Raw genomic sequence first — 19,084 nt, 5'->3', positions numbered from 1 at the left:
ATGACAGGGAGCAGACCGCGCAGCGATCTGAGAGGCTGGCTTTTTGGTGCGTTTGTGGCCTTGTCCCCCAATCTTTCTACCGCGCTAGAAACGACCCTATCCGCCCCTGGTGCATCTGAAGATCTGGTCGACCGCTTGGAAGAGACTTCATCCATCTTCACCTCGGAATCGCGTGGTCTTGATACGTCACTGGAAATACTGTCGGCAGCTTTGTCCGACTACCGCACCATCGTTCAGATCATGTACGACGAAGGTTATTTCAGCCCCGTCGTCAGCATCAAGCTTGACGGGCAGGAAGCCGCCAAAATCAATTCGCTGAACGTTCCAGCCCAATTCAAACGGGCGACCATCCTTGTCACACCGGGACGGAAGTTCAAGTTCGGAACGGCTGTCGTGCAACCGCTGGCACCGGGCACGGAACTGCCCGAAGAGTTCGCCACGGGCAAGACCGCGACCACCGGAGCGATCCAACAGGCGGCTTCGGCCGGGGTGCAGGGCTGGCGCGATACAGGCCATGCCAAGGCGGAAGTGGAAGATCAGAAAGTAATAGCGCGCCATGCGCAGGCACGGCTGGACGCGACAATTGATCTGGCTCCGGGGCCAAGGCTGCGGTTCGGTAAAATGATCATTCAGGGCGATACAAATGTCCGCCATCGATCGATCGAGAAAATCGCGGGCTTCCCCTCGGGTGAGGTTTATTCGCCTGAACAGGTCCAAAAGGTTGGCACCCGCCTGCGGCGCACCGGCACATTCGCTACGGTTTCGCTCAAGGAACATGAAGAACCCAACCCGGATGGCACGCTGGATTTCGACGCAACTTTCGAAGACCTGCCACCGCGCCGCCTAACCTTCGGGGCCGAGATTGCTTCGCGCGACGGGGTTGATCTTACCGCTACGTGGACCCATCGAAACGTCTTCCGGCGAGCCGAAAGGCTGCGGTTCGAGGCGGCAATCCGCAATATCGGCGGTGCCGAGGATATCGATGGACGTATTGGTCTGCGGCTGGATCAACCTGATCGTCTGGGCCCTGACGACAATACATTCTGGAGCGCGCTGTTGGAGCGGCGCAATACCGAAAACTACAACGTCACCGTCGCCTCGCTTGCCTATGGTGCACGCCGCACATTCTCTGACCGCCTCTACGCCGAAGCCTCGGCAGGTTTCCAATGGTCGGACGCAGATGACGCCTATGGCGATGGGCGCAAGTTTCGATACTTCATTCTTCCGTTCCGGTCAGAATGGGATGAACGCGACAGCAAGGTCAGCGCGACGCGCGGTTATTATCTAGACTCGCAAGTCATGCCCTTTGTCGGGTTCTCCGGGTCGGATACCGGCCTGAGAATGTTCTTTGACGGTCGCGCCTATAACGATCTGGGCACCGCCGGTCGGCTGGTGTTGGCAGGCCGGGTGCAGTTGGGATCGGTCCTCGGACCTCCGGCAGATGGTGTAACTCCAGATTTCCTGTTCTTCTCGGGTGGTGCCGGTACAGTACGGGGTCAGCCATTTGAAAGCCTAGGTATCCCCGTCGGGGATGGTGTCGCAGGTGGCAAATCCTTTCTGGGGCTCTCAGCCGAGGTCCGAGGCAAAGTCACTGACGCAATCTCGTTGGTTGGGTTTTATGACTACGGTGTGGTCGACACGTCCTCATTCATCGGCAGCGGCGCGGAAGAGCATTCTGGCGCGGGCCTTGGAATCCGTTATGATCTGGGCGGCTTCGGGCCCTTGCGCTTTGACCTTGCGGTGCCGGTTCAGGGCGATACGGGTGACGGGCTGCAATTCTACCTCGGGATCGGGCAGGCCTTTTGATGCGTCGCGTTGTATATCCCTTGTTGCTAAGTTCAGCAGCGATCACCGTTCCCATCGCGGCGACCGCTCAGGACGAGGGCGGCAGCATGATCGAGCAGTTTCTGCAAGATACCCTGTCCGGTGATGATCAGAATGTGCGGGTGATCGGCCTTGAAGGTGCCTTAAGTTCGCGTGCGACGATTCAGGAAATCACAGTCGCCGATGACGACGGCGTCTGGCTCACCATTAAAAACGCTGAATTGGACTGGAACCGATTGGCACTGCTGCGCGGCCGGTTCTCGGTCAACACACTATCGGCGCAGGAAATCGATATCGCCCGCGCACCCGGTACAACAACAAAGGACGCACCGCCCCCTTCAGCCGAAACCCAACCCTTCCAACTACCTGAGCTTCCGGTTTCGATCGAAATCGGAGAGCTGCGTGTCGATGACCTTTCTTTAGGTGAGCCGCTGATCGGCGTCGCTGCCGAGCTTGCCGTGAACGGCAACCTATCGCTGGCTGATGGAACACTGGATACTACGCTGGATATCGACCGACTGGACCGCGCCGGGGACACGATTGATCTGAAAGCAGGCTTTCAGAACGACAGCCGCCAGATCGATCTGGACTTGACCGTAGCCGAAGCATCAGGCGGTCTGATCGCAATGGCCCTGTCCATCCCCGATGCCCCGCCGCTTGAGCTGACTGCAAAAGGCTCGGGGCCGATAACGGATTTTAATGCTGATATCGGTCTAAGCAGCGATCAGCAGCTTCGCGTGTCCGGTCAGGTACGACTGCGCACAGCCGAAGAGAGTGGCAACGCCTCTGATGGAATCGCGTTTACTGCCGATGTCGGAGGCGACCTGACGCCGTTTCTGGCCGAAGAGATGGACGCGTTCTTCGGTACCGACACACGGCTGTTTGTAGATGGGCGCACCCATTCTGACGGGGCGCTGGATATATCGGATATCGAGATTACCTCGGAAGCGCTGGACCTCAAAAGCGAACTCAGCCTTGCTTCGGGTGGTGTTCTGAAACTGGTCGCCCTGCAAGGTCGTATCACGCCGCCGGAAGGTGACAAGGTCGTTCTGCCCGTCAGCGGCGGCGATACGTCAATCGGCGCGGCTCAGATTTCGGCCTTGTACAATACCGAGAATGGCAACCTCTGGGACCTGAGCCTGACGACCAACAAGATTGAAACCCCCAACCTGAACCTCGATCATGCACGGATCAGCGGGCAAGGCACGCTAGATCAATCCAGCGGGCTGTCGGTCGATGGCGATCTGCAGGCTGTGCTGGCTGGCATTGATCTGACAGATGCCGCACTGAATGCCGCCGTCGGAAATCAGATCACACTGGATGGGCAGTTCGAGTACGGCAGCGACCAGACATTGCAATTGTCCGGGGTCGAACTGGTCGGCAGCGACTATACTCTAGACGCTGATGCGTTGATCAGCGGGCTTGCGACCGGGTTGCAGGTTGATGGCACGGCACTGCTGCAGGCGACCGACCTGTCGCGGTTCTCGGACCTGGCACAGCTTCAGCTTGGTGGCGAGGCTTCGGTCCAGGTGGCTGGAAAGGGCTCGCCACTGGAACGCAGCTTTGACGGCAAGGTCACGGTGAATGGGCGTGATCTGGTGACCGGGCGTGACGATATTGATCCAATGATCACGGGTGAAACCGAAATCGTTCTGGATGCCAAACGCGACACCGATGGGGTAACAATTCGCTATTTCACCGTGAATGGCGACGCTCTGACAGCGCAGGCCAGCGGCACGGTCACGACGCCAAATGGCAATCTGACGATTGACGGTCAGGCCAGCGTGAACGCCCCAAATCTGGCGGTGTTCTCAGGCATCGCACAGCGTGATCTGGCGGGCGCATTACAGGCCCGGCTGGATGGCAAAGGCACCGTACAGACGTTGGAATTCGACGGCCAAGCCAGCGTGATCGGAACAAATATCGAAACCGGGATGAGCGAGTTCGACCCGCTGTTGAAAGGCCGGACATCAATCAATCTGGACGGTGCGCATTCGGGCAACCAAATCGTTATTCGAAACGCCACGGTCAAAAGTGCTGCTCTTACTGCCGAGGTGGGCGCAACCATCGATGACCCCACCGGAAACATCACGGTGGATGGAAGCGCCAAGCTGAACGCCCCCGACCTGTCTTTGTTCTCCGGCCTCGCCGGGCTTGATCTGGCCGGGTCGATTGATGCCGACGTCACCGGTCGGGCCGCGCAAAGCAGCAAGGCCTTTGATATTAAAGGCAACCTGAGAGCAGACGACCTTGCCACGGGTATCCAAGCCGTAGATGCGTTGGTACAGGGACGAACCACGCTGAACGTGGATGCCGCCAACGATGATCAGGGGCTGAACATCCGCACTTTCAGTCTGAACGGAACCGCGCTGACCGCAGATGCATCGGGCCGATTGGATCGGGAGGCCGGTGGCCTCGATTTCTCGGCCATGCTGGACGACATCGGCCGTCTATCTTCGACATTGTCCGGGCCGCTCACGCTGGATGGCAACGTCGCCCCTACAGGGTCCGGTTTGGAAGGCAATGCGCGCCTGCAGGGACCTGATAGCTCGTACGCCAATTTAACCGGAACCGTAGAAACCGGTGGCACCGCGGATCTAAATTTTGACGCCCGCCTGAATCGGGTCGAACGTTTTGTGCCCGATTTCCCCGGAACCGTCGCCGCCAGTGGTACCGCCCGCCGCGACGCCGGGATGTGGACCATCGACGCAAAGGCTAATGGCCCCGCCGATATCAGTACAACTGTTGCCGGGACCTTTAACGAAACCAGCGGCGAAGCGGACCTGAAGATGCAGGGCGGTGTCAACATCGGTATCGCCAATGCATTTATCTCTCCCAACAATCTGGCCGGTACTGCCCGGTTCGATCTGGCCCTGAAAGGGGCACCTGCGCTGGATGCGCTTAGCGGAACGATTTCAACATCCGGCGCGTCGATGGCCTTGCCCGATGTGGGACAGACAATCACTGGCATCGGGGGTTCCGTAAACATCGCGCAAAGCCGCGCCACGATTGCACTGCAGGGTGGGTTACGAGCGGGCGGAGGGTTTACCGTCAACGGCCCGATTGATCTGACGCCACCCTTCAACGCCCAGATAACCACAGCGCTCAACAATCTCGTGCTGACAGACAAGCTGCTCTACGAAACCACATTGAACGGTCAGATCGCCCTGACCGGGGCATTGGCCGGGAACAGTTCGCTGGCCGGGCAGATCAACTTTGGCGAAACCAACATCAATCTTGCAGCCGCCGCAGGAGCAGTCGGCGCAGCACCAATTCCGACGATCCAACACCTGAACGAAAGCCGTGCCGGTTTCGTAACGCGGGAACGCGCCAATCTGGTGGAAACCGAGGATGAGACTAAAAGCAACTCGCGCATGTCGCTCGACATCGGATTGCTTGCACCCAAGGCAGTTTTTGTCCGAGGACGCGGCGTGAACGCGGAACTGGGCGGTCGCATACAAATTGGTGGAACTACAACTTCTGTTGTGCCGTCAGGCCAGATTGAGCTTATCCGAGGTAATATTGATATCCTTGGTCGCCGCCTTGCGCTGACTAAGGGTGTGGTCACCCTGCAGGGTGACCTGACGCCATATATCGAGTTTGAATCGTCCTCCAGCACCTCGGACGGCACCGCAACGATCGAGATCGCCGGGCCGCTGGACTCACCCGAGGTCGACGTATTCTCCGATCCAGAGCGCCCGACCGAGGAAGCGCTGGCCATGTTGTTATTCGGCAACCGCTTCTCGGAGCTGTCGCCTTTTGTGATCGCCCAGATGGCGGCCTCACTTGCCCAACTCAGCGGCGCCGGCGGGGATACTACCAAAGGGGTGCGCGAGGCCACGGGCCTGGACACTATCGACCTTGGCGCGACTGAGGGCGGTGGGGGCAGCCTTGGTGCGGGCGCATATCTAAGCGACAATCTCTACACCGATTTCACCGTCAATACCGAAGGTGACACCGAGGTGAATTTGAACCTCGACGTCACCGACAGCTTCACGGTGCGCGGCACGGTGGATGGCCGGGGTGAGACGGGCTTGGGTATCTTTTTCGAACGCGACTACTGAAAAAAAAGGCGACCCCAAAGGGCCGCCTTTTTTCAGTTGATTGAAGATTATTCCGCCGCGACGGCGTCTGCGATCTTTTCGACGCGAATTGCCGAGAACTTGAACTCGGGGATCTTGCCATAAGGATCGATGGCCGAGTTGGTCAGGATATTCGCCGCAGCCTCGACATAGGCGAACGGGATGAACACCATATCTTCGGCAATCGCCCGGTCGGCCCGCACCATGATTTCAATCGAACCGCGGCGAGTAGTCAGACGGATCATATCGCCCGGCTCAATTCCCATCAGTTTCAATGTACGCGGGTTCATCGAGCAGTTCGCTTCAGGTTCCACGGCATCCAGAACGTTGGACCGGCGGGTCATCGACCCGGTATGCCAATGCTCCAGCTGGCGCCCAGTGGTGGCGATCATCGGGTATTCATCATCCGGGGCCTCATCCGGTGGGATGACACTGGCTGGCGTGAACCGGGCGCGACCATCCGCACGTGGGAAACCATCGCCGAACACAATCGCCTGACCTGGGTCTGTCTCGGACAGTGACGGGTAAGTGATCGTCTCAGTCTCAAGCCGTTCCCACGTGATGTTGTCGAGCGAATTCATCGTCAGCTTCATCTCAGCAAAGACCTGAGAAACATCGGAATAATCCCAGTTCAAACCGATCCGCTGCGCCAACTCAACGGTGATCTTCCAATCCTCGCGCGCTTCGCCCGGAGGGGTCACGGCGGGCCGCACACGCTGTACCTGACGGTTGGTGTTCGACACGGTGCCGTTCTTCTCATAGAGCGCTGAGGCGGGCAGAATGATGTCGGCATAGTTCGCCGTTTCGGTCAGGAAGATATCCTGCACGATCATCAGTTCCAGCTTGGCCAGTGCGTCGCGCGCGTGATTCACATCGGGGTCGGACATGGCGGGGTTTTCCCCCTGGATGTACATACCCTTGATGTTGCCCGCATAAGCCTGATCGATGATCTCGGTGACGGTCAGCCCCTTCTCGTTCGAGAAGTCGCGGTCGTCATTCCAGACGTTGGTGAACTTGGCCCGAATGCCGTCGTCGGTAACGGACTGATAGTCCGGCAGGAACATCGGGATCAGGCCCGCGTCTGAGGCACCTTGCACGTTGTTCTGCCCGCGCAGAGGGTGAAGACCTGCACCGGGTTTACCAACATTGCCGGTCATCAGAGCCAACGAGATCAAGCAGCGCGAGTTGTCGGTGCCATGGATGTGCTGGCTGACACCCATACCCCAGAAAATCAGACCGGCCTTGGCTTGCGCAAAGGTACGCGCCACTCGGCGCAGTTGATCCGGTTCGATGCCGCAGATCGGCGACATAGCCTCAGGCGTGAACTGGCGCAGGTGTTCTTTTTCGGCTTCCCAGTTTTCGGTCCAGCGGTGGATGTACTGGCTGTCATAGAGCTCTTCTTCCACGATCACGTTCATGATCGCGTTCAGCATCGAAACATCCGCACCGGGACGGAATTGAAGCATCTCATCAGCAAACTTACGCATCCCAACGCCGCGCGGGTCCATAACTATCAGCTTGCCACCACGTTTGGTGAACTGCTTGAAGTAGGTCGCAGCGACAGGGTGGTTTTCAATCGGGTTGGCCCCGATGATGATCGCCACATCCGCGTTTTCGATCTCGTTGAAGGTCGCGGTCACAGCACCCGAGCCCACATTCTCAATCAGGGCCGCAACAGATGACGCGTGGCACAGACGGGTGCAGTGGTCGACGTTGTTGTGGCGGAAGCCCTGACGGATGAACTTCTGGAACAGATAGGCTTCTTCGTTGGTGCACTTGGCCGAGCCGAAGCCTGCAACGCTGCGCGGGTCTTTGTCGCGCAAGTCCTTCAGCTTGGTCGCGGCCAAATCCATCGCCTCTTCCCACGTTGCTTCACGGAAATGGGTATCCAGGTTGCCGGGATCGACGTTCAATCCCTTGGCTGGAGCATCCTCGCGACGGATCAGCGGCTTGGTCAGGCGATGCGGATGGTGAATGTAGTCAAAGCCAAAGCGGCCTTTGACGCACAGACGACCTTCGTTTGCAGGGCCGTTGATGCCCTCGACATACTTCACCTTGCCGTCTTTGACCTTGAGCGAAACCTTACAGCCCACGCCGCAGAACGGGCAGACGCTTTCCGTTTCCGAGTCGTAGTCCTTGCTGTCGCCTCGCTGCTGGTCATCCAGTACGGTTGCTGGCATCAAAGCACCGGTCGGGCAGGCCTGCACGCATTCACCACAAGCCACACAGGTCGAAGCACCCATCGGGTCGTTCTGGTCGAACACCACCTGCGCTGTGTGGCCACGACCGGCCATACCAATCACGTCGTTGACCTGCACGTCGCGGCAGGCCCGGACGCAGAGGTTGCAGTTGATGCAAGCGTCCAGATTGACGCGCATCGCAACGTGGCTGTCATCCAACAGCGGGATTTTCTCGGCCTCTTTCGCCGGGAAACGGCTGTCGCTGACATGGTTCAGCTTGGCCATATCCCAGAAGTGGCTGGAGGTGTCGTGCGCTTCCTCAGGCTGATCCGCGACCAACAGCTCCATGACCATCGCGCGCGATTTCTCGGCCCGGTCGCTGTCGGTCTTAACCACCATGCCGTCGGCTGCCGGACGGATGCACGAGGCGACCAGCGTGCGCTCGCCTTCTACCTCGACCATGCAGGCACGGCAATTGCCGTCGGGTTTGTAACCGGGTTGCGGCTTGTGACACAGGTGAGGGATAGTGAACCCCTGCCCCTTTGCGGCTTCCCAGATGGTCCAGCCTTCGGGCACGGTGACATCTCCGCCGTTCAGGTTGAAGGTGACGGTCTTGTTTGGGCTTGCATCTAGCATGGCTCTGTCTCCCCTCAGATTTCGTCAGCGAAATGTTTCATGACAAGGCGGATCGGGTTCGGGGCGGCCTGCCCCAGACCACAGATCGAGGCATCGCCCATGACCTGACACAGGTCTTCCAGCAGGTCCTGATCCCATTTGTCGGCTTGCATCAGCTTGACCGCCTTTTCGCAGCCTGCACGGCAGGGCGTGCACTGGCCGCAGCTTTCGTCTTCGAAAAAGCGCAGCATGTTCAGTGCCGCATCGCGGGCGGTGTCCTGATCGGACAGAACCACAACCGCAGCGGACCCGATGAAGGTGCCATGCGGTTGCAACGTGTCGAAATCCAGCGGGATGTCATCCATAGATGCAGGCAACAGACCCGAGGATGGACCGCCCGGCTGATAAGCCTTGAAGGTCTGGCCCCCGGCCATGCCGCCGGCAGCCTCGATCACGTCCAGAATGGTCGAGCCAGCGGGCAGAAGGTAAACGCCCGGCTTTGCGACACGACCCGAGACCGAATAGCTACGCAAACCCTTGCGACCGTTCTTTTCGGTGCTGTTAAGGCATTCAGGCCCTTCACGGCAAACTTTGGTCACCCAATAGAGCGTCTCGACATTGTGCACCAAGGTCGGACGGTTAAAGACCCCAACCTGCGCCACGAATGGAGGACGGTGACGCGGCAGGCCTTTTTTGCCTTCGATCGACTCGATCATCGCGGATTCTTCGCCGCAGATGTAAGCGCCAGCACCACGGCGCAGGTCGATATAGCCTTCTTCGACGATCCCGGCTTGTTCGAGCGCGGTAATCTCACGACGCAGGATTTCCAGAACTGCCGGGTATTCGTCGCGCATATAGATAAAGCAGGTCTCTGCCTCGACGGCCCAAGCGGCGATCAGCATCCCTTCGAGGAAGACATGCGGCGTGCGCTCAAGATAGTAGCGGTCCTTGAATGTCCCGGGCTCGCCCTCATCGCCGTTGACAGCCAGATAACGCGGGCCTTCATTCATGCGAACAAAGCCCCATTTCTTGCCCGACGGGAAGCCAGCGCCGCCCAGACCACGCAGGCCCGAGGACAGTACGTCTTCCTGCACCTTCTCCCAATCGCCGCCCTCGCGCAGCTCTTTCAGTTTGGCGTAGCCGCCATTGGCTTCATAAACCGCAAAGGCTTCGTAATCGGGCAGATGGGCGTGGGTGTCATTCGCCGCAATCGCGGCCTGCACCTTTTCGGGGGTCGCGTGGTCGATGTGGTTGTGACCGATCTCCAGCACTGGAGCGGTGTCGCAGCGTCCCATGCAGGGCGCACGGACAACGCGGACCTGCGAGGCATCCAAACCGTCTTCCAGCGCTTTTTGCAGCTGCTGGGCACCAGCCATTTCGCAGGACAGCGAATCGCACACACGGATCGTCAACGCCGGAGGAGGCGTTTCACCCCCTTTCACTACATCGAAATGGGCATAGAAGGTTGCGGTTTCGTAAATCTCAGCCTGCCCGATCCGCATCTCAACCGCCAGAGCGGCGATGTGGTCGGCGCTGATATGGCCGTGTGCGTCCTGAATCAAATGCAGAAATTCAATCAGCAGATCGCGACGTCGCGGGCGGTCGCCCAGCAGACGTGCAATTTCTGCTTGTGCCTCGTCCGAGAATTGACGGCCTTTGGGCGTGTGCCGCCCCTTGCCTTTACCTGACTTCCAGACGCCCTTTGGCGCGCCTGATGGCTTGGTGTCTAATGGTGCCATGATGCCCTCCGATTGAGGCCCCGTGTCTCATCAGACTAGCATATCGTCAAATCGCATATTTCAATCGCACGATAACGACAGTTTATCACCGCAAAGACGCCATCACTGTGCGCAAGGCCGCGACCGTGGGTAATTCCGGGTCACGAGTGAGCGTGGCCAGACAAATCGGCTTGCTCACCACGGGTTCGATCAGGGACAGCACCCTTGTGTCCTTCAGGTCGCCCAGCGCCCGCACCAGCACGCGTGGAATCACGGTGGCCGCTAGCCCCTCGCGTGCCATGACCATCGAGGCAGTGAATCCGCTGGTCTCGGCCACAATATCCGGGTGCAAGCCCTGTTCGGCGAATATCCGATCCAGAATCCGCCGGTTCTGCATCTGTGGTTCCAGCAGGCTCAGGGGAAACTCGGCCACGCGGGCCCATGGGATCGGGCCTGTCTCATGGGTCATATGCGAGGGGACCAATAGGACATAAGTTTCTTCGTACAAGCGCTGCACTTGCCGTAGATCGGTACCGATACTGTCGCCATAAGTGATGCCAGCATCCAGACTTCCTTCGTCCAACCGGTGCTGAATGGCCGTTGCAGACATTGTTTCAATCCGGGTCACGATACGTGGATGCGCATCGCGCAACCGCTTCGTCAGACGCCCGGTGAAGGCAATCGCTGTAGGTATCACACCCAAAATAAGCGTGCCGGTGATCTCACCCTTTGCAGCGAGCACCTGTTGTTCCAAAGCCTTGGTGTCGTCGAGAATGCGCCGCGCGCGCTGGACAATCATCTCGCCCTCTTCGGTCAGCCCCTGAAATCGGTTTGCGCGGCGAACGATGGAGACACCCAGCCGATCCTCCAGGTTTCGGATTCGCATCGAGAACGCAGGCTGTGAAATCCCGCATTCCTCAGCTGCCTTGGCGAAATGACGATGCCGCGCCAATGCGCTGAGCAATTGCAGGTCGCGGATTTCGATCATCTAGAGCTGTCTCAAGTATCAGGTCAAAATCCAAACTAACCACATTTCTGCACGAGAGAAATGTGCGAGATGCGAGCATCGTCAATTTGTTGGCTGCCAAAGGATCGGCGCTTCAGATACATGCAATACTCGGGTGGTTGAGCCTGCCGAACTGCTGTTCCAGCCCAAATGAAACTAACAGGATCGCATCTTGCCACCTGAGCGGTTTTGACACTTCGCCTTAACGCGCGATATGCCGGTTCAACAACAACATAGAACCGAATTATTCCATGAACCCTACAAGAAACCAAATTGAGGACTTCTTGGTGCGTGAATGCGTCGATTTTGATCCTCTCAATTCCAAAGAAGGTGGTGAGGTTGTTCAATGCTGGCATCAGACATTCGCCGGGAACGTAAAGAAATCAACCGGTTCCTGGATTCACAATCGCTTCCGCTGGCATGGTTTCAGTTACGGGTTTCAAATCGCGCGGGCGGGCGATGACGCTTTAAATGCCTATAAGAACCAGTGGCCTGCCGCGTATGTTATCTTTGATGAAGATATCAAATGGTCGTATCGCTGCGTCTCAGAAACATATCCAGATTTCACATCTTTTGGCGCGGATATCTACGTAGCCCACCACAACATGAAGTGGACAATGGCATTCACGCACGAGCAACCCGATATCGGCCCGTTCTTCGCAGAAAATCCGAGGTTATAAGCTGAGCAGTGGCTGCTTTGGTGGCTTCTCAGGTGTTGAACAAAAAGTGCATCACATCGCCATCCTTGACGATGTAGCCCTTCCCTTCGGCCCGCATCTTACCCGCCTCTTTGGCACCTTGTTCGCCATTGGCAGCGATGTAGTCGTTATAGGCGATAGTCTCGGCGCGGATGAAGCCCTTCTCAAAGTCTCCGTGGATGACACCTGCGGCCTGCGGGGCGGCGGTGCCGGTGCGGATGGTCCAGGCCCGGGCCTCTTTCGGGCCGACGGTGAAATAGGTTTCCAGCTTAAGCAAGTCGTAGCCCGCGCGGATCAGACGGTCGAGGCCGGGCTCTTCCAGGCCCATTTCCTCTAGGAACATCTGTGCCTCGTCGTCTTCCAGAAGGCTGATCTCTTCCTCGATCTTGGCACTGATAATGACATGAGCATTACCTTGCGCTGCAGCCATCTCAGCGACTTTGGCAGAGTACTCGTTGCCTTCGGCGGCCTCTTCTTCGGACACGTTGCAGACATAAAGCACCGGCTTGGTGGTCAGAAGTTGCAGCATTTTCCATGCTTTGGCGTCTTCATCAGACACTTCAACCAGACGCGCTGGCTTGCCGTTTTCCAACATCTCCTGCGCCTCGGCCAGCAGGCGGTCCTGCTGCTGTGCCTCTTTGTCATTGCCCTTCAGCTTGCGCACCAGATTGGCGCGACGCTTTTCGATGCTTTCCAGATCGGCCAGCATCAGCTCGGTCTCGATCGTATCGGCATCGGCCACCGGATCAACGCGGCCATCCACATGGGTCACGTCACCATCTTCGAAACAACGCAGCACATGGGCAATCGCGTCAGTCTCGCGGATGTTTGCCAGAAACTGGTTGCCCAGCCCCTCGCCTTTCGAGGCCCCTTTCACCAACCCCGCGATATCCACAAAGGTCATGCGGGTTGGAATGATCTGTTTCGAGGACGCAATCGCCGCCAGTTTATCCAGCCGGTCATCAGGAACGGCGACATCCCCCACATTGGGTTCGATGGTGCAGAACGGGAAATTCGCCGCCTGAGCTGCCGCAGTTTTGGTCAGTGCGTTGAAGAGAGTCGACTTGCCAACATTCGGCAAACCCACGATTCCCATTTTAAAGCCCATGACGGCCTCCTGATACCATTCGAGCGCCGCTTCTAGGCAGGTCCGGTGCAATGCGCAAGGCAAAGTGCCTGAACACTGCCGCGAGTCTATTCTGCCACATCACAAAATCGACATCGATTTGTGTTCTTGCGTCCATTGAAAACATGCACCTACATTCCTCAATAAAACCAATACCAACGAACGACGGACATAGTAGGTAAAAATGAAATCCCTTGTTATTCTGGCTTTTGCGCTGACAGCCGCTACTGCAGCACAGGCCCAATCCATCATTTTCGGAGCAGGCTACGCAGATTATTCCAGCGCTGAGAGCGAAGATCAGGCGATTGTTTCGCTGGAATACCAGCATCGCTCTTTCTACGAAGCGACCCGTTTCAGCGCCACCTGGGGTGCGGCCCTGTCTGTTGATACCGACGGTGACACGCATGTTGGCGCGGGCCTGATCGGGCTTTACACTTTTGCGGACCGTTGGTTCATCGAGGGCAGTGTCATGCCGGGATACTATAGTGAATCCAACGAACTGAATGATCTGGGCGGCAGTTTTCAGATACGCAGCTTACTGGGCCTTGGCTATACGCTGGAAAGCGGCAACAAACTGTCTGCCGCTATCACTCATATATCCAACGCCAGCACGCAGGAAGACAACCCAGGTGTAAATGCACTTTTGCTGAGATACCATTACGCCTTCTGATCGGAAGCCCACCAAGCGGGATTGATTTTCAGCGAAAGTTTCTGCACATCAGGTCCAAACCCGAGTGCAAGGACTTCCGATGACCCGTATCGACGCCAAATTCGCCGCCCTGAAGGAACAGGGCAAAAAGGCATTTGTAGCTTATGTCATGGCCGGGGATCCCGACTATGACACATCGCTGGAGGTCGTGAAGGGTTTGCCCGGCGCAGGTGTCGACGTCATCGAGTTGGGCCTGCCCTTTACCGATCCGATGGCCGATGGCCCGACCATTCAGGCTGCTGGCCAACGGGCGTTGGATAGTGGAATGACATTGCAACGCACTCTGGATTTGGCCCGCGCCTTTCGTGAATCCGATGACACCACACCGATCGTGCTGATGGGATATTACAATCCGATCTACAGCCGAGGTGTCGAGAAATTCCTGGCAGATGCAAAATCAGCGGGGATCGACGGGCTGATTGTCGTCGACCTGCCCCCCGAAGAGGACGAAGAGCTTTGTCTGCCCGCGCAAGCTGCCGGGCTGAACTTCATCCGCTTGGCGACGCCGACGACCGATGACCAACGCTTGCCTCGCGTACTGCAAAACACATCCGGCTTTGTGTATTATGTATCGATTACCGGCATAACCGGTGCTGCCGAAGCGCAGGCAACCGATGTTGGGCCCGAGGTCGCTCGGATCAAAGCTGCAACTGATTTGCCCGTGATCGTCGGTTTCGGGATCAATACGCCAGAAAAGTCTCGAAACATCGCGAGTGTATCCGATGGCGCGGTAGTTGGATCTGCCATTGTCAGCCAGATCGGTTCCGGAAAACCGGTGACCGAGGTTCTGGATTTTGTCAAAACACTGTCAGATGGCGCACACTCCGCCTAACAATTTCTTTCCATTTTCAGATGGTTCTTCACCGCAGCAGGCGCGCCGCCTACTGCGGTGTTTTTAGTTTTGGCCACGCGGCAACCAACCGCAGAAAGCGGGCATTGCAGTGTTTCAAAATAATTGGTAAAGAAACTTAACCAATCCTGCGAGAGCCTGATCAATGCCAGTCATTACCAATATCGAAGACCTCAAACGGATCTATGAGCGTCGCGTTCCGCGCATGTTTTTTGACTATGCAGAAAGCGGCAGCTGGACCGAACAAACCTTCCGCGAGAATACGTCGGATTTCGAAGATATCCGCCTGCGCCAACGGGTCGCCGTAGACATGACAGGGCGCTCGACCGCATCGCAGATGATCGGGCAGGATGTATCCATGCCCGTTGCATTGGCTCCGGTAGGTCTGACAGGAATGCAACACGCGGATGGCGAGATCAAAGCGGCCAAAGCCGCCGAAGCCTTTGGTGTACCCTTCACACTGTCGACCATGTCGATCAATTCGATCGAAGATGTCGCTGAAAACACTTCGGCCCCTTTCTGGTTTCAGCTCTACACCATGAAAGATCAGGACTATGTCGGGCGACTTATCCAGCGCGCGAAGGATGCGAAATGCTCGGCCCTTGTCATTACGCTTGATCTGCAAATCCTTGGCCAACGACACAAGGACCTGAAAAATGGCCTATCTGCGCCGCCAAAGCTGACCCCCAAAACCATCGCCAACCTGATGACGAAATGGGCCTGGGGCATCGAGATGCTAGGTGCCAAGCGCCGAGAATTCGGGAATATCGTCGGTCATGTCGATAGCATCACAGATACACGCTCGCTCGGCACATGGACCGCCGAGCAATTCGATCCCAGCCTCGACTGGGGCAAAGTCGAGAAGCTGATGGAACAATGGGGCGGCAAGGTGATCCTTAAGGGCATACTCGATGCCGAGGATGCCAAAATGGCTGCCAAGCTGGGCGCAGATGCAATTGTTGTCTCAAACCATGGTGGACGGCAGCTGGATGGCGCGCTCAGTTCGATCCGGGTTCTGCCCGAGATCATGGATGCCGTCGGCAGTGATGTCGAAGTGCATCTGGATAGCGGCATCCGTTCAGGGCAAGACGTGCTGAAAGCTCTGGCGCTTGGGGCCAAAGGCACCTTTATTGGTCGCGCCTTTGTCTATGGGCTAGGTGCAATGGGTCAGAAAGGCGTGACAACGGCATTGGAAGTGATCCAGAAAGAGCTCGATACAACGATGGCACTTTGCGGTGAACGTAACGTAGCCGATCTTGGGCGCCACAATCTTCTAGTCCCCGAAGACTTTGGCGGTCGCTGGCAGGCTTGATCCTACGCCTCCCACGTAGATGGAGACGCCGCATGGCCGCCCATTGAGCGTCTCGTTCAAGGTACTTGCAGCCAGATGAAGCAGAGGATCTGTCCTTCATCTGGCCGTAAATACCTCGGAGCGCGAGGCAGAGCCTCGCAAAATTTCTCGGGCTACAAAAAGCCCTTTCCAAACCAACTGAATCAAGCTAAGGACGCGGCTTCACGCGGGCATACAGCCTTGGAGGATGCCCGCCCTAACATTGGAGAATTATCATGGCTGGAGAGATTCCTGATCTCGTAGCTCTGGAACGGACGGGGACAGGCAAGGGCGCCGCTCGTCAAGCACGCCGCGATGGCATGGTTCCGGGCATTGTTTTTGGTGGCGACAAAGAGCCGCTGCCGATCCAGATCCCGTTCAACGTACTGTTCAAGCGCCTGAAAGCAGGCCGGTTCAAGTCGACCCTGTGGAACCTGAAAGTCGAAGGTCACGAAGACGTGCGCGTCATCTGCCGCGACGTGCAGCGTGACGTTGTCAAAGACCTGCCGACCCACCTGGACCTGATGCGCCTGCGTCGGACCACCAAGATCGCACTGTTCATCCCCGTTGAATTCATCAACGAAGAAGAAGCCCCCGGCATCAAAAAGGGTGGCGTTCTGACCGTTGTCCGCCCCGAGGTTGAACTGCTCTGCACCGCTGGTGACATTCCTGAGAAGATCACCGTTGATCTGACCGGCATGGAAATCAACGACGTTGTCACCATCTCTTCGGTTGTGCTGCCCGAAGGCACCAAGCCCACCATCGATCGTGACTTCGTGATCGCCAACGTCTCGGCCCCCACCGGTCTGTCGACCAGCGACGACGAAGAGGGTGATGAGGAAGAAGTGGCTGCAGATGAAGTTGAAGTCATCGGCCAGGAAGAAGAATAAATCCGGATCAAATCCAGATTTGAAACGGGGCGCCATCTGGGGCCCCGTTTTCTTTTGCGTGTACGGGGCTGGAAAACATCCCCTGATCCATGCAATGAGATAACGACGCGAGACTGTAAGGGACAAAGCGATGAAACTGTTTGTCGGTTTGGGAAATCCGGGATCAAAATACGCTCGCAACCGGCACAATATCGGCTTCATGGCGTTGGAGCGAATTGCCGAAGATCACAACTTTGGTCCGTGGAAGTCCAAGTTCCAGGCTGAAATTGCCGAAGGACGTCTAGGCGGCCAAAAAGTGCTGCTGGTCAAGCCGCAAACCTTCATGAACCGCTCTGGCCAGTCAGTAGGAGAGGCAATGCGCTTCTACAAGCTCGACTCGACGGACGTGACCGTCTTTCATGATGAGCTGGACTTGGCACCCGGTAAAGTGCGCGTTAAGGCAGGCGGTGGCCACGCAGGCCATAACGGGTTGCGGTCGATCCACGACCATATCAGCCCGGCCTATGATCGCGTGCGGCTGGGTATCGGTCATCCGGGCCGCAAAGAAATGGTCTCGCCTTATGTTCTAAGCGACTTTGCAAAGGCGGATGCGGACTGGCTGGATGACGTGCTGCGCGGCGTCTCGGACGGTGCCACCTATCTTGCCGATGACGAAAGCGGGAAATTCATGAATGCCGTTGCCCTGCGCACTGCTCCGCCTAGATCATCGAAGCAGCCCACTAAACCTGATACGCCCCCCAAAGCTGCCGCCGAAGCCGTTTCAGCGCCCGATGAGCGTTCGGCCATGCAAAAGCTGCTGGATAAATTCAGATAATCATTCCGCAACGTTGCGCTTGCGCAAAGCCTCAGGCCAAAGTCCAATGTCAGAGGAAAAGGGAGTTGTCGAATGAAAACAGCGCTCAGATGGCTGCTGCGTATCCTGTTGACCTTAGCATTGGCAGCGGCGGTTGTCGGATTTTGGAAACGCGAGGAAATCCAGCGCCTGATGGCGGTGAATTCGCTGTTTTCAGAAGAAAAGATCGTCCACAACTTTTCGCATATGGACGAAGCCTTTCTGACGGTCACTCTGCCGCGTGGCAATGGCCCGACCTGGGAGCTGCCGTATGGGCCTGGCTTCGATCTTCCCGTTGGAACAGACCAGTGGATAGAAGATCGCTCGGTAACATCCCTGTTGGTGATGCAGGACGGAGAAATTCGTTTCGAAGAATACTATCTGGACACCGGGCCGGATGATCGCAGGATCTCGTGGTCAATTGCTAAAAGCTATCTGTCTGCCTTGTTCGGTATTTTGCTGGATGAAGGCGCGATCAACTCGCTCGACGATCCGGTTGTGCAATACGCACCTGACCTCAAGGGCAGCGCCTATGAGACCGCCACGATCCGCAACGTGTTGAACATGGCCAGCGGCGTGACCTTCGACGAGGATTATCTGGACTATAATTCCGACATCAATCGCATGGGCCGCGTCGTGGCGCTGGGAGGTGAGTTGGACGACTTCGCGGCTTCGTTGAAGGACAGTTTCGTCGCGCCGGGTGAAACATGGCAATATGTGTCGATCGATACTCATGTGATCGGAATGGTCATCCGGGGGGCAACAGGGCGCAGCGTTGCAGAGTTACTGACCGAGAAAGTGATCACACCGCTGGGATTGGAGCGAGAAGGCTACTACATCACCGATGGAGCAGGCGTTGCATTTGTTCTGGGTGGTCTCAACTTCACAACGCGCGATTTTGCCCGGTTCGGGCAGTTGATTTTGCAGGATGGCGAACGCGATGGACTGCAGATTGTACCCGCGGATTGGATCGACGCCGCTACTTGGCCAAGCGCACCGACCGAACCGGGCAAGATAGGGTATGGCTATCAATGGTGGATTCCGATCGGTGCCCATGAAGGTGAATTCATGGCGCGGGGCGTGTATGGGCAGTACATTTACTTCGACCAGCCACGTGGTGTTCTGATTGTCACGACGGGCGCAGACCGAAAGTTCCGCGATCCCGGTGTCGGTGAGCAGAACATAGAAATGTTCCGCAAAATTGCGCGAAGCCTGTAAGATACC

General features: G+C 57.3%; 13 protein-coding genes. 9 read left to right on the top strand and 4 right to left on the bottom strand.

Annotated features, from left to right (window positions below; all coding sequences use genetic code 11):
- Both ACR0A1_RS00475 and ACR0A1_RS00470 read left to right on the top strand, forming a co-directional pair.
- Positions 1–1,806 carry an autotransporter assembly complex protein TamA gene (locus ACR0A1_RS00475; protein WP_480865826.1) on the top strand — a complete coding sequence of 602 codons (1,806 nt, stop codon included), beginning with the start codon at positions 1–3 and terminating at the stop codon, positions 1,804–1,806.
- Complete coding sequence (locus tag ACR0A1_RS00470; RefSeq protein WP_480865824.1) at positions 1,806–5,888, top strand: translocation/assembly module TamB domain-containing protein; 4,083 nt, start codon at positions 1,806–1,808, stop codon at positions 5,886–5,888. Before ACR0A1_RS00475 ends, ACR0A1_RS00470 begins: the two co-directional genes overlap by 1 nt.
- A 47-nt stretch (positions 5,889–5,935) precedes the next feature.
- Here the strand turns inward: ACR0A1_RS00470 and fdhF are convergent, their stop codons facing one another.
- From fdhF to ACR0A1_RS00455, 3 genes are all read right to left on the bottom strand, one after another.
- Positions 5,936–8,722 (bottom strand): formate dehydrogenase subunit alpha, encoded by a 2,787-nt coding sequence (gene fdhF / locus ACR0A1_RS00465; RefSeq protein ID WP_480865822.1) that lies wholly within the window; start codon positions 8,720–8,722, stop codon positions 5,936–5,938.
- A gap of 14 nt (positions 8,723–8,736) precedes the next feature.
- A complete protein-coding gene (locus ACR0A1_RS00460) occupies positions 8,737–10,440 on the bottom strand; it encodes an NAD(P)H-dependent oxidoreductase subunit E (protein WP_480865820.1) in 1,704 nt (567 codons plus the stop codon).
- Between the two features lie 85 nt (positions 10,441–10,525).
- Positions 10,526–11,407, bottom strand: a complete 882-nt coding sequence (locus ACR0A1_RS00455; RefSeq protein ID WP_170424371.1) for a LysR family transcriptional regulator — start codon at positions 11,405–11,407, stop codon at positions 10,526–10,528.
- Between the two features lie 269 nt (positions 11,408–11,676).
- Between ACR0A1_RS00455 and ACR0A1_RS00450 the strand changes: the two genes are divergently transcribed.
- A complete protein-coding gene (locus ACR0A1_RS00450; protein ID WP_480865818.1) occupies positions 11,677–12,105 on the top strand; it encodes a DUF4275 family protein in 429 nt (142 codons plus the stop codon).
- 28 nt (positions 12,106–12,133) lie between these two features.
- On the opposite strand, the gene ychF is transcribed toward ACR0A1_RS00450, so the two are convergent.
- Entirely contained in the window at positions 12,134–13,231 is a 1,098-nt protein-coding gene (gene ychF / locus ACR0A1_RS00445) for a redox-regulated ATPase YchF (protein ID WP_170799757.1), read from the bottom strand.
- Between the two features lie 202 nt (positions 13,232–13,433).
- On the opposite strand from ychF, the gene ACR0A1_RS00440 reads away from it, so the two are divergent.
- The 6 genes from ACR0A1_RS00440 (at position 13,434) to ACR0A1_RS00415 (ending at position 19,078) form a co-directional block, all read left to right on the top strand.
- Positions 13,434–13,919, top strand: coding sequence for an acyloxyacyl hydrolase (locus ACR0A1_RS00440; protein ID WP_170511462.1), 486 nt, complete (start codon positions 13,434–13,436; stop codon positions 13,917–13,919).
- Positions 13,920–13,998: 79 nt separating this feature from the next.
- Positions 13,999–14,790, top strand: coding sequence for a tryptophan synthase subunit alpha (gene trpA, locus ACR0A1_RS00435; RefSeq protein WP_480865816.1), 792 nt, complete (start codon positions 13,999–14,001; stop codon positions 14,788–14,790).
- Positions 14,791–14,953: 163 nt separating this feature from the next.
- Positions 14,954–16,120, top strand: a complete 1,167-nt coding sequence (locus ACR0A1_RS00430) for an alpha-hydroxy acid oxidase (RefSeq protein WP_170397492.1) — start codon at positions 14,954–14,956, stop codon at positions 16,118–16,120.
- A 254-nt stretch (positions 16,121–16,374) separates the two neighbouring features.
- Complete coding sequence (locus ACR0A1_RS00425) at positions 16,375–17,028, top strand: 50S ribosomal protein L25/general stress protein Ctc (protein WP_170397494.1); 654 nt, start codon at positions 16,375–16,377, stop codon at positions 17,026–17,028.
- A 130-nt stretch (positions 17,029–17,158) separates the two neighbouring features.
- Entirely contained in the window at positions 17,159–17,842 is a 684-nt protein-coding gene (pth, locus tag ACR0A1_RS00420; RefSeq protein WP_170397497.1) for an aminoacyl-tRNA hydrolase, read from the top strand.
- A gap of 72 nt (positions 17,843–17,914) precedes the next feature.
- Positions 17,915–19,078, top strand: coding sequence for a serine hydrolase domain-containing protein (locus tag ACR0A1_RS00415; RefSeq protein ID WP_480865813.1), 1,164 nt, complete (start codon positions 17,915–17,917; stop codon positions 19,076–19,078).
- Positions 19,079–19,084: the final 6 nt, after the last annotated feature.

The organism is Ruegeria sp. D6 (assembly GCF_056534365.1).
This window is presented reverse-complemented; position numbering and strand designations above follow the sequence as displayed.

Coding starts and splice junctions, on each gene's coding strand:
- ACR0A1_RS00475 (WP_480865826.1), top strand. CDS start 1: ATGACAGGGAGCAGACCGCGCAGCGATCTGAGAGGCTGGCTTTTTGGT.
- ACR0A1_RS00470 (WP_480865824.1), top strand. CDS start 1,806: ATGCGTCGCGTTGTATATCCCTTGTTGCTAAGTTCAGCAGCGATCACC.
- fdhF (WP_480865822.1), bottom strand. CDS start 8,722: ATGCTAGATGCAAGCCCAAACAAGACCGTCACCTTCAACCTGAACGGC.
- ACR0A1_RS00460 (WP_480865820.1), bottom strand. CDS start 10,440: ATGGCACCATTAGACACCAAGCCATCAGGCGCGCCAAAGGGCGTCTGG.
- ACR0A1_RS00455 (WP_170424371.1), bottom strand. CDS start 11,407: ATGATCGAAATCCGCGACCTGCAATTGCTCAGCGCATTGGCGCGGCAT.
- ACR0A1_RS00450 (WP_480865818.1), top strand. CDS start 11,677: ATGAACCCTACAAGAAACCAAATTGAGGACTTCTTGGTGCGTGAATGC.
- ychF (WP_170799757.1), bottom strand. CDS start 13,231: ATGGGCTTTAAAATGGGAATCGTGGGTTTGCCGAATGTTGGCAAGTCG.
- ACR0A1_RS00440 (WP_170511462.1), top strand. CDS start 13,434: ATGAAATCCCTTGTTATTCTGGCTTTTGCGCTGACAGCCGCTACTGCA.
- trpA (WP_480865816.1), top strand. CDS start 13,999: ATGACCCGTATCGACGCCAAATTCGCCGCCCTGAAGGAACAGGGCAAA.
- ACR0A1_RS00430 (WP_170397492.1), top strand. CDS start 14,954: ATGCCAGTCATTACCAATATCGAAGACCTCAAACGGATCTATGAGCGT.
- ACR0A1_RS00425 (WP_170397494.1), top strand. CDS start 16,375: ATGGCTGGAGAGATTCCTGATCTCGTAGCTCTGGAACGGACGGGGACA.
- pth (WP_170397497.1), top strand. CDS start 17,159: ATGAAACTGTTTGTCGGTTTGGGAAATCCGGGATCAAAATACGCTCGC.
- ACR0A1_RS00415 (WP_480865813.1), top strand. CDS start 17,915: ATGAAAACAGCGCTCAGATGGCTGCTGCGTATCCTGTTGACCTTAGCA.